Source organism: Pontibacter sp. HJ8, assembly GCF_054824225.1.
Genome location: NZ_JSYF01000402.1, coordinates 1 through 2536 on the forward strand (window position 1 = coordinate 1; position 2536 = coordinate 2536).

A 2536-nucleotide genomic window follows, 5' to 3' on the forward strand; every position below is an offset into this window, starting at 1 on the left:
GAAAAGTGAGGCCCCACCGGCAGGTGAAGCTATACAACAACGTCAGGTGGAATGAGCAAAAGCCTCAGCTACGCAGCAGGTACAGGTATAGAAGATACCCCGTGAGCTGAAGCCAACTTGGAAACGGTAGGTATAAGAGCACTGGAATACAGGTTGCTACGCCAGCAAAAACAGAATTCCGTACTCTATATTGATTTAGCTACTCAGCAATTCCGTCAGATCACCAACATTCGGCAATTATATGTTTAAAAGCTGCTGTTTATTTAGCAATTTTACGGTTTATTCATAACGGACACATTTAGTACAAAATCGCATGCAACTGAGCGAACAGGAACTACGCAGACGCCACGAGCGAGAAGAGCTGGAGAAAATGGGCATCAACCCCTATCCATCTGAGACTTTTGAGGTTACTGCCACTGCCAAAGAGATAAAGGAAAATTTCGATAAAGAGAAGAACAACTACCAGGAAGTAACGCTTGCCGGCCGTTTGATGAGCCGCCGTGTAATGGGCAAGGCATCGTTTGCCGAACTCATGGACAGCACCGGCCGCATCCAGATTTACGTGTCGCGCGACGACATCGCACCGGGCGAGAACAAGGACATGTACAACACCGTGTTCAAGAAAATGCTTGACATCGGGGACTTCATCGGCATCAAGGGCTTTGCGTTCGTGACGCAGGTAGGCGAAATCTCGGTACACGTGACGGAGCTGAAGATCCTGACCAAATCCCTGAAGCCGCTGCCCATCGTGAAGCGGGAGGTGGACGAGAATGGCGTGGAGCACGTGTACGACGCTTTCAGTGACCCGGAGCTGCGCTACCGCCAGCGTTACGTGGACCTGATCGTGAACCCGAACGTGCGCGAGACCTTCCGCAAGCGTACGCAGCTGGTGAATTCCATGCGCCATTACCTGTCCGACAAAGGCTACCTGGAGGTGGAGACCCCTATCCTGCAGCCACTGTATGGCGGAGCGGCAGCCCGTCCGTTCAAGACGCACCACAACACGCTGGACATGACGCTATACCTGCGCATCGCCAACGAGCTATACCTGAAGCGCCTCATCGTAGGCGGTTTCGACGGGGTGTTTGAGTTCGCCAAGGACTTCCGCAACGAAGGTATGAGCCGATTCCACAACCCGGAATTCACGCAGGTAGAGCTATACGTGGCCTACAAAGACTACAACTGGATGATGGATCTGGTAGAGGAAATGGTGGAGAAAGTTGCCATGGACCTGCACGGTACTACCCAGGTACAGGTAGGTGAGAACATCATCAACTTCCAGCGTCCCTGGAAGCGCTTTACCATGTTTGAGGCCATCGAGCACTTCACCAAGATCGACATCTCCGAGATGGAAGAGCCGGAACTGCGCCAGACAGCCGAAAAACTGGGTATAAAAGTGGATCCGAAACTGGGCAAAGGCAAGATCATCGATGAGATTTTCGGCGAGACCTGCGAACCCTACCTGATCCAGCCGACTTTCATCACCGATTACCCGGTGGAGATGAGCCCGCTGGCCAAGAAGCACCGCAGCAAGCCGGGCCTGGTAGAGCGTTTTGAAGCGATCTGCAACGGCAAGGAAATCTGTAACGCTTTCTCGGAGCTAAACGACCCGATCGACCAGCGCGCCCGCTTTGAGGAGCAGCTGGAACTGGGCAAGCGTGGCGACGTGGAGGCCATGGTGCTGGACGAAGACTTCCTGCGTGCTTTGGAGTACGGCATGCCGCCAACGGCTGGCCTGGGTATAGGTATAGACCGCCTGAGCATGATCATGACCAACTCGCACTCCATTCAGGATGTGCTGTTCTTCCCGCAGATGAAGCCGGAGAAAAAAGACGAGTAGACATTCCTGCTTCCCGATAAAACAAAAGCGCCTGCTAGAGTATAGCAGGCGCTTTTGTTTTATCGGGAGGACCTCTACCACTTACGATCCTTATACCTTGCGTCTTGTATCATGTTGTCGATGGTACTGTCTTCTTGTTTGCTATCCCCTTTTCCAACCCAGGATCCCATTTTACTCTTGCTGCCAAACGCTTCTGTGATACCACGGCCTACCCAGGAGGCTGAGTCGGCCACTCTTCTGCGTGTTGTCTTCCCTTTGTCAGGCGCTATGAGTATACCTGCCAGCACACCCATACCAGCACCTGCCAGCAAACCCAGGGCGATAGTTCCTGCGGAGCCGCTTTCCTGCCTAGAGCCTGTACTGGTCAGTTTGTCCTTGATCTGACGCACCGATGAGTTGGTGCTGCTGTCCATACCTTTCGTACTGCTGTAGTTTCCTTTATTGCTGCTATAGTTGCTCTTCGCCTCGCCCAGGCTGCTATAATCCAGTTTCGTTCTCATAGTGTTTGTGCTTTATGTGTAAAAAATAAACTAAAAGGCAGCTGCCTTTCAAATAATAACGAGAGTGCAGGCGCTTTGTTATTCAGTCCGGGAGCTCAGTGGCCTGAAAAACAAAGCGCCTGCTCATGTTCTGAGCAGGCGCTTTGGCCTTCACAATGCTTTACTTCCTTCTCAGTCAAAAGTATACCTTCTGCTC

At 52.2% G+C, this 2536-nt stretch carries 2 protein-coding genes; one reads left to right on the forward strand and one right to left on the reverse strand.

The annotated features are described in order from the left end of the window. Positions 1 to 313: 313 nt before the first annotated feature. Positions 314 to 1840, forward strand: a complete 1527-nt coding sequence (gene lysS, locus OB13_RS16425; RefSeq protein WP_461491263.1) for a lysine--tRNA ligase — start codon at positions 314 to 316, stop codon at positions 1838 to 1840. 74 nt (positions 1841 to 1914) lie between these two features. On the opposite strand, the gene OB13_RS16430 is transcribed toward lysS, so the two are convergent. Beyond that, positions 1915 to 2340, reverse strand: coding sequence for a YtxH domain-containing protein (locus tag OB13_RS16430; RefSeq protein ID WP_461491264.1), 426 nt, complete (start codon positions 2338 to 2340; stop codon positions 1915 to 1917). Positions 2341 to 2536: the final 196 nt, after the last annotated feature.

Excerpts from the sequence above, each read along its gene's own strand:
- lysS (WP_461491263.1), top strand. The coding sequence starts at position 314 with ATGCAACTGAGCGAACAGGAACTACGCAGACGCCACGAGCGAGAAGAG.
- OB13_RS16430 (WP_461491264.1), bottom strand. The coding sequence starts at position 2,340 with ATGAGAACGAAACTGGATTATAGCAGCCTGGGCGAGGCGAAGAGCAAC.